Source organism: Streptomyces sp. SID1328 (assembly GCF_009865595.1).
In the GTDB taxonomy this organism is placed as follows: domain Bacteria; phylum Actinomycetota; class Actinomycetes; order Streptomycetales; family Streptomycetaceae; genus Streptomyces; species Streptomyces griseoluteus.
Genome location: NZ_WWKH01000589.1, coordinates 1 through 7,877, shown reverse-complemented (window position 1 = coordinate 7,877; position 7,877 = coordinate 1). Strand labels below are relative to the sequence as shown.

Here is a 7,877-nt window from a genome sequence, read left to right as displayed (position 1 = left end):
CACGACCGCCCGGTGCACGCCGTGGTGACCCCGGCCGGGGTACGCCGTTTCGCGCGCCCCTGAGCGCCCCCTGATACGCGAGAAGGCCCTCCACGCGCGCGTGGAGGGCCTTCGTACGGTTGACGCCGTCAGCGACTCACGGCCGCAGGTTCAGCGTGTCCTTCGTGCTGCCCTCGACCGACTTGGCCGAGAAGGACCAGGGCAGCAGATCGCCGTCGGCCCACTTGTCGGTCTGGTCGGTGTAGTGGGCGTTGAAGGCGTGCCCGGAGGCGCCGCTGAGGTTGATCCAGCGGGACTTGTCGAGGTCGGCCAGGTTGACGACCATCCGCATCGACGGCACCCACACCACCCCGTAGCCCCCGGCGGCGTTCCAGCCGGTGGCGTTGACGGTGGCCTCGCCCCCGCTGAGCTTCCAGGGGCCGCGGTTGAGCGCGTACTGGAGCAGCTCCGGGCCCTGAAGGCCGAGGGTCTGGTTCTTCAGGAACAGCCGGTGCAGGCGGCCCCAGCTCCAGGTGTCGATGTCCTTGCCGAGCTTGGCGGTCAGCTCCCAGCGGGCGTCGATCATGGCGCGGGTGAACAGCTCGTCGCGGTTGTGCGCGGCCGGGCGGTTGCCCGACTTGGGCGCCTGCCACCACTGGCTGTCCGGCTTGTCCATGAGCGTGCGCACGACCTCGAACCAGCGGTCGCCGCCGTCCGGCTGCGCCTGGTCGGCGTCCCGCTGACCGCACTCGCGGACCTTGCTCCGGTCGTCCAGCGGGCCGGTGCTGCCCGCGCGCTCCACCCACAGGCACTGGTTCTTGGCGCGCAGCTCCTTGGGGAGCTTGTCGCCGAAGCCGAGCTTGAGGATGTTGCGCCACACGGCGTTGAAGTAGGCGGCCGCGGCCGAGTCGGCGTCCTGGGTGTAGTCCCAGCCCTCCAGCAGCTTCTGCGCCTTGCGGACCTCGGGGTCGTCCAGGTCCAGCTTCAGCAGCTTGGGCACCAGCAGCTTGGCGATCTCACTGCTGTTGTCGAGCTGCATCTGGCGCATGTCGTCGGTGGAGACCTTGCCGCCGTCCTTGATCTTGGACTCGATCAGGTCGGCGATGCGCTGGCTGCGGGTGCCGTAACCCCAGTCGGTGGTGAGGGTGTACGGGTACTTGTCCTTGTCCACCACGGCCTGGTTGGCGGTGACGATGTAGCCGCGCTTCGGGTTGTACTCGTACGGCAGCTCGTCCTGGTCCAGGAAGCCGGTCCAGCGGTACTTGGAGTCCCAGCCCGGCGCCGGCACCGAGCCGTCGTCGCCCGTGGCGCGGGTGGGGATCTTGCCCGGCAGGGTGTAGCCGATGTTCTCGGAGTCGGCGTAGATCAGGTTCTGGGACGGCACGTCGAAGAGCGCGGCGGCCTTGCGGAAGCCGGTCCAGTCGGACGCCCTGTCCATGGCGAACACGGCGTCCATCGAGGTGCCGGGGTCGAGCGCGGTCCAGCGCAGTGCGATGCCGTAGCCGTCGCCGCGGTCGGGCGCGGCGGTGTCGACGCCGGCCTTGCGGCCGACCTCCACCAGCTCGTCGTCGCGGTCGGAGAGCAGCGGCATGCCGTCGGCGGTCTGGCGTACGACGATCTTCTTGGACGCGCCCCCGGCGACCTTGATGGTCTCCTCGCGGGTGCGGAAGGGGCGGACCTTGCCGTCGTAGAGGTAGCCGTCGCCGGAGATCTTCTCCAGGTAGAGGTCGCTGACGTCGACGCCGGAGTTGGTCATGCCCCAGGCGATGCTGCCGTTGTGGCCGATGACCACACCGGGCATGCCCGCGAAGGTGTAGCCCGCCACGTCGTACTGGCACTTGCTGGAGACGTTCCGGCAGTGCAGGCCCATCTGGTACCAGACCGAGGGCAGCGAGGCGGAGAGGTGCGGGTCATTGGCGAGCAGTGGCTTGCCGGTGATGGTGTGCGCGCCGGAGACGACCCAGGAGTTGGAGCCGATGCCCTGGCCGTTGACGCCGACGGCGGTGGGGAGGTCGTCGAGGACCCTGGTGAGGCCGGTGAGCTGACCGGTGAGGCCGGTGCCGGCGCCTCCTGCGGTGCCGGCCGTGCCCTGGGTGCCGGTACCGGTGCCAGTTCCAGTGCCGGTGCCAGTTCCAGTGCCGGTGTTGCCCGTCGTCCCCGAGCCACCCTGGGTGCCCTGCGTGCCCGTGCCGGTTCCCGACGGGGCGCCGTCCTGCTGGAAGGTCCTGCCCAGCGCGCTGTACTGGCCCTCGCGCACGATCGGCTTGTTCCGGTCGTAGGGGTAGTCCGGGTACAGCTCGCGGATCTGCTGCGGGGTCAGGCGGCTGGTCATCAGGGCGCGGTCGGTCTCGTCGCGCATGTTGCCGCGCAGGTCCCAGGCCATCGCCTTCAGCCACGCGACGGAGTCGACCGGGGTCCACTCGGCGGGCTTGTAGTCGTTGGTGAGCCCCAGGGCCGCGTACTCCAGGGAGATGTCCTGGCCGTTCTTGCCCTTGAGGTAGGCGTTGACCCCCTTGGCGTACGCCTGGAGGTACTTCTTCGCGGAGGCCGACAGCTTGGTGTCGTACTCCTGCTTCGCCACCCGGTCCCAGCCCAGGGTGCGCAGGAACGCGTCGTTCTTGACCTGGCTCCTGCCGAACATCTCCGACAGGCGGCCGGAGGTGAGATGGCGGCGCACGTCCATCTCGTAGAACCGGTCCTGCGCCTGCACGTAGCCCTGGGCCATGAACAGGTCGGCGTCGGAGGAGGCGTAGATCTGCGGGATGCCGTAGCCGTCGCGCTTGACGTCGACGGGGCCGGAGAGGCCCTCGAGCGTGACCGATCCCTTGGTCTGCGGGAAGGAGGCACGCACCGTGCTGATGGACCAGAACGCCCCGAAGGCTATGCCTCCGATGAGGGCCAGGACCAGCAGAATCACGACAAGTCGGGCTTTGCGCCCCTTCTTCCTGCCGGACGTGCCGGGCTTGTCACCCGATGTGGCGGTGGTGTTGGGGGGCATCGCTGTCCTTGCTGTCCTCACGCGAGCGGCAGGCGGGGCTGTGACTTTGAATGAGCGCTGGAGCAACCATAGGCGCAGGCCCCGGAACCACTTGACGCGGAGTCGGGAACCAGCGCGCACGGGCGTTCGATCTTGCCAACCCGAGCGTCAAGGAAGCGTCAAGAGTTAGGTAAGGTAACGAAGTAGTCGGGTGCGGTCCGCCGCCCCTCGGTGTCTTGTGTACGCGAGCCCACGTGCGCCCCCCGCGTGGGCCAAGGAAGGGATGCGCCGCTGACTGTCCACCACCTCAACCAGCTCCTGTTCGCCTGTTCGCTGGTTCTCCTGGTCGCGGTCGCGGCCGTGCGGATCTCCTCGCGCAGCGGGCTCCCCAGCCTGCTCGTCTACCTCGGGATCGGCGTCCTCATGGGCTCCGACGGCGTGGGGAACATCCACTTCGACAACGCCGAGCTGACCCAGGTCATCGGATACGCGGCCCTGGTCGTGATCCTGGCCGAGGGCGGTCTCGGCACGAAGTGGAAGGAAGTGCGGCCGGCCCTGCCGTCCGCCTCCGTGCTGGCGACGGTGGGCGTCGCGGTGAGCGTCGGCGCGACGGCCGCGGGCGCGCACTATCTGGTCGGGCTGGGGTGGCGGCAGGCGTTCATCATCGGCGCGGTGGTGTCCTCGACGGACGCGGCGGCCGTGTTCTCCGTCCTGCGCAAGATCCCGCTCCCCTCGCGGGTGACGGGCACGCTGGAGGCGGAGTCCGGCTTCAACGACGCCCCGGTGGTCATCCTGGTCGTCGCCTTCTGCCAGGCCGGTCCGGTGGAGCACTGGTACATCCTGCTGGCCGAGATCGTGCTGGAGCTGGCCATCGGCGCCGCCCTGGGTCTCGCGGTGGGCTTCCTCGGCTCCTGGGGGCTCAGGCACGTCGCCCTGCCGGCCTCCGGTCTCTACCCGATCGCCGTCATGGCCATCGCCGTCGCCGCGTACGCGGCCGGCGCGCTGGCCCACGGCAGTGGCTTCCTCGCCGTCTATCTGGCCTCCACGGTGCTGGGCAACGCCAAGCTGCCGCACTGGCCGGCCACGCGCGGGTTCGCGGAGGGGCTCGGCTGGATCGCGCAGATCGGCATGTTCGTCCTGCTCGGCCTGCTGGTGACCCCGCACGAGCTGGGCGACGACGTGGTGCCCGCGCTGATCATCGGACTGGTGCTGACCATGGCGGCCCGGCCGCTGAGCGTGGTGCTGAGCCTGACCCCGTTCCGGGTGCCGTGGCAGGAGCAGGCGCTGATGTCCTGGGCGGGGCTGCGTGGCGCGGTCCCCATCATCCTGGCGACCATCCCCATGGTGAGCGGGGTCGAGGGCAGCCGCCGGCTGTTCAACATCGTCTTCGTGCTGGTCGTCGTCTACACCCTGGTCCAGGGCCCGACCCTGCCCTGGCTGGCCCGCAAGCTGCGGCTCGGCGAGGAGGGCGAGGCGTCCGACCTCGGCATCGAGTCGGCGCCGCTGGAGCGCCTGCGCGGCCATCTGCTCTCGCTCACCATCCCGGACGACTCCCGGATGAACGGCGTGGAGGTGGGCGAGCTGCGGCTGCCGCCGGGCGCCGCCGTCACGCTGGTCGTCCGGGACGGCAAGTCGTTCGTGCCCTCCCCCACGACCGTGCTGCGGCACGGTGACGAGCTGCTGGTGGTGGCCACCGACCCGGTCCGCGACCAGGCCGAACGCCGGCTGCGCGCGGTCACCCAGGGCGGCAAGCTGGCCGACTGGCTGGGTACGAGCGGGAAGGCGCACCGGCACTGAGGGTGCTGGTTCTCACAGGCCCGGCGGCGGGGGGTCACCTGTACGATCGGGGCATCTGATCGAACCAACTCTGTCCGATTCGTCTGACGCAGAGCTGGCGCGACCGTATGGCGGCCGGACCTCAGCAGTTCCACCGGTATCTACCGCAGTTCCGCGCGCAAGAGGACGGCTCTCGGTGCCCCCCGCACGGGCGCGCTACCAGGCGGAAGAGAGGCACGGGCCGTGGCATCCACGGTCACCACCGAGCGGTCGGCACGTCCGGGTTACGGACAACTGCTGCGCACGAAGGGCGCGTGGACCTTCCTGGTCCCCGGCTTCGCGGCACGTCAGCCGTTCGCCATGCTCACCATCTCCATCGTGCTGCTGGTGCGGCACACCACCGGCTCGTACGGCGCGGCCGGTGCCGCGGCGGCCGTCACCGGCGTCTCCATGGCCCTGTTCGCGCCGTACAGCGGCCGCCTCGCGGACCGGTACGGCCAGCGGGCGGTGCTGATGCCCGGTGTCGTCCTGCACACGGCCGCAGGACTCACCCTGACGGCGCTCGCGCTGGCGCACGCCCCCCTGTGGGCGCTGTTCGCGGCGGCGGTGCCGACCGGCGCCTCCGTGCCGCAGGTCGGCCCGATGGTCCGCGCCCGCTGGGGCACGCGGCTGAAGGGCTCGCCCCTGATGAGCACGGCGGCGGCCTTCGAGTCGGTCACCGACGAGCTGACCTTCGTCGTCGGCCCGCTGCTGGCGACCGCGCTGTGCACGGCCGTCACCCCGTCGGCGGGACTGGTCACGGAGGCCGCGCTGACTCTGATCGGCGGTCTGCTGTTCGCCGCCCAGCGCGGTACGCAGCCGCCGGTGCCGCCGCGTGGCGAGGAGACGGAGGACGCCGCGCACGCGCGCGTGTCCGCCCTCCGGGTGCCCGGCGTACGGGTGCTGATCGTGACGTTCCTCGGCATCGGCGCGGTCTTCGGCGGGATGCAGGTCTCGCTGGCAGCATTCACCGAGTCCATCGGGGAGCCCGGCCTGAACGGCGTCCTCTATGGCGTCTTCGCCGCCGGAAACATGCTCTCCGGGGTCGTCTGCGGCGCGATCGCCTGGAAGTCGTCGCCCCGGCGCCGGCTGATGGTCGGGTACGCGGCGCTCGCGCTGGCTACCTCCGCGCTGTGGACGGTGCACTCGGTGCCGCTGCTGGCCGGGCTGGGCCTGCTGGTCGGCATGTGCATCGCGCCCTCGCTGATCACGGGGTACACCCTGGTGGAGGACCTGGTGCCGGTGGGCGCCCGGACGGAGGCGTTCACCTGGCTGACGGGCGCGGTGGCGCTGGGCCAGGCGGCCGCCGTCACGGTGGCGGGACAATGGGAGGACCGGCTGTGGGACGGCGCCGGGTTCCTGGTCCCGATGGCCGGGACCGTACCGGCGCTGGCGACGATCGTCGCCCTGCGTTCCCTGCTGGTGGCGCGGGCCCGGAACCGTACCGTGGCGCGTGGCGTCGGTCACCGCGAGCCGGTCACGGTGGACTGATCCACGGGAATGCGTCACTATGGAGCATCGTTAGCACTCATTGAGTGAGAGTGCCAGGAGGAAGACAGTGCCGACCTACCAGTACCAGTGCAAGGACTGCGGCGAAGGCCTCGAAGCGGTGCAGAAGTTCACCGACGACGCCCTGACCGAGTGCCCCAGCTGCGGTGGCCCCTTGAAGAAGGTGTTCTCCGCCGTCGGCATTGTCTTCAAGGGCTCCGGCTTCTACCGCAACGATTCCCGCGGTGCGTCGTCGAGCAGCAGCCCGGCCGCGAAGCCGTCTTCGTCGTCCTCGGACGCGAAGTCCTCGACTTCGTCGTCGTCCACCTCGTCGTCTTCTTCGACGTCGTCCTCGGCCGGCTCCGCCGCCTGAGAACCCAGCCTTTCAGGACCCTGCCGTCATCCGACGGCGGGGTCTTCGGCGTGGGTGCGCGCGGGTGGTCCTGGTGGCCGGTTTCGGCGGCCCGTTAGGGTGCTGGGCATGGCGAACGCAGAGATCGGCGTAATCGGCGGATCGGGCTTCTACTCGTTCCTGGACGACGTGACCGAGGTACAGGTGGACACCCCCTACGGGGCGCCCTCCGACTCCGTCTTCGTGGGCGAGGTCGCGGGCCGCCGGGTGGCCTTCCTGCCCCGGCACGGACGGGGACACCACCTTCCGCCGCACCGCATCAACTACCGGGCCAATCTGTGGGCGCTGCGTTCGCTGGGCGTCCGGCAGGTCCTCGGACCGTGCGCGGTGGGCGGGCTGCGGCCGGAGTACGGGCCGGGCACGCTGCTGGTGCCGGACCAGATGGTCGACCGCACCAAGACGCGCCAGCAGACCTACTTCGACGGACTCCCGCTGCCGGACGGCACGGTCCCCAACGTGGTGCATGTGTCGCTGGCCGACCCCTACTGCCCTACCGGGCGGGGGGTGGCGCTGAAGGCGGCCCGGGGGCGGGACTGGACCCCGGTCGACGGCGGCACGCTGGTCGTGGTGGAGGGGCCGCGCTTCTCCACCCGCGCCGAGTCCCTGTGGCATCAGGCGCAGGGGTGGTCGGTGGTCGGGATGACCGGGCATCCGGAGGCGGCTCTCGCCCGTGAGCTGGAGCTCTGCTACACCTCGCTGACCCTGGTCACCGATCTCGACGCGGGCGCGGAGACCGGTGACGGGGTGTCCCACGACGAGGTGCTGCGGGTGTTCGCGGCGAATGTGGACCGGCTGCGGGGGGTGCTGTTCGACGTGGTGGCGGGGTTGCCGGCCACCGGCGAGCGGGACTGTCTGTGTGTGGAGGCGCTCGGGGGGATGGACCCGGGGATTCCGCTGCCGTAGGTGTCGCTGGGGCCCCTGGGGAGCTGCTTCCTCGTTCGGGTGACGGAGTTTTCCACAACCGGTGGGTGGTCCACGGGCTCCGGCGGGATTCCGCGGGGCGGGTCATCGTGGGGATCGCAGAGCGTTCCCTCGTCACTGGTGGTGATCCCGATGTCCGTGAACCCGAACACCGTCCCCGCTCCCGCTTTCCGTGTGCCACGTCCGCTGGGGACCGATGCCCCGGCGACCCGTGAGGTCCCCTCCTTCCCACCCCTGCGGGTGCGGGGCGGTGGGGGACCGGCGGGGCGGCTGGCGCGGTACCGG

5 protein-coding genes are annotated in these 7,877 nt (G+C 70.6%); 4 read left to right on the top strand and 1 reads right to left on the bottom strand.

Going from position 1 to position 7,877, the window contains the following annotated elements; genetic code table 11:
• Positions 1-136: 136 nt before the first annotated feature.
• A complete protein-coding gene (locus GT030_RS18780; protein ID WP_161202077.1) occupies positions 137-2,977 on the bottom strand; it encodes a penicillin acylase family protein in 2,841 nt (946 codons plus the stop codon).
• Between the two features lie 246 nt (positions 2,978-3,223).
• On the opposite strand from GT030_RS18780, the gene GT030_RS18775 reads away from it, so the two are divergent.
• From GT030_RS18775 to GT030_RS18760, 4 genes are all read left to right on the top strand, one after another.
• Entirely contained in the window at positions 3,224-4,753 is a 1,530-nt protein-coding gene (locus GT030_RS18775; RefSeq protein ID WP_346009681.1) for a potassium/proton antiporter, read from the top strand.
• Positions 4,754-4,975: 222 nt separating this feature from the next.
• Positions 4,976-6,262 (top strand): MFS transporter, encoded by a 1,287-nt coding sequence (locus GT030_RS18770; RefSeq protein ID WP_161202075.1) that lies wholly within the window; start codon positions 4,976-4,978, stop codon positions 6,260-6,262.
• Positions 6,263-6,329: 67 nt separating this feature from the next.
• A complete protein-coding gene (locus GT030_RS18765; protein WP_161202074.1) occupies positions 6,330-6,632 on the top strand; it encodes an FmdB family zinc ribbon protein in 303 nt (100 codons plus the stop codon).
• A gap of 108 nt (positions 6,633-6,740) precedes the next feature.
• Positions 6,741-7,574 carry an S-methyl-5'-thioadenosine phosphorylase gene (locus tag GT030_RS18760; protein WP_161202073.1) on the top strand — a complete coding sequence of 278 codons (834 nt, stop codon included), beginning with the start codon at positions 6,741-6,743 and terminating at the stop codon, positions 7,572-7,574.
• The last annotated feature ends 303 nt before the right edge of the window (positions 7,575-7,877 follow it).

What these genes read in the sequence shown, in the direction of transcription:
- GT030_RS18780 (WP_161202077.1), bottom strand. Translation starts at nt 2,977, where the DNA reads ATGCCCCCCAACACCACCGCCACATCGGGTGACAAGCCCGGCACGTCC.
- GT030_RS18760 (WP_161202073.1), top strand. Translation starts at nt 6,741, where the DNA reads ATGGCGAACGCAGAGATCGGCGTAATCGGCGGATCGGGCTTCTACTCG.